We start from the raw sequence: 240 nt of genomic DNA, 5'->3' as shown, positions 1-240 counted from the left end.
TGAACCTGCTGCAGCGCGACGAGGACACCGGGACGGCACTGGCCTCGCTGATCGACTCGTGCACCTCCGAACGCCCGGTGCGGCAGCGCCTGCTGCGCCGGGCCGCGGCGATGGGACGTTCGCTGTTGCGCGCAGGAGTGGTCGTCCGGCTCGAAGCGCCCACCTCCGGCGGGCGTCGCTACGCCCTGGCCGTGGACCTGCAACACAACTTCGCCCTGAACCAGCCGCTGAGCGCGTTCA

General features: G+C 71.2%; 1 protein-coding gene. It reads left to right on the top strand.

Going from position 1 to position 240, the window contains the following annotated elements:
* Positions 1-240, top strand: a 240-nt coding sequence (locus BN358_RS12745; protein WP_157593500.1) for a DUF3516 domain-containing protein, incomplete at both ends; no start/stop codon positions are given.

The sequence above is a fragment of the Sedimentibacter sp. B4 genome (genome assembly GCF_000309315.1).
Classification (GTDB): domain Bacteria; phylum Bacillota; class Clostridia; order Tissierellales; family Sedimentibacteraceae; genus Sedimentibacter; species Sedimentibacter saalensis.
Note: the sequence above shows the minus strand (reverse complement) of the source record. Positions and strands in the feature narration are given on the sequence as shown.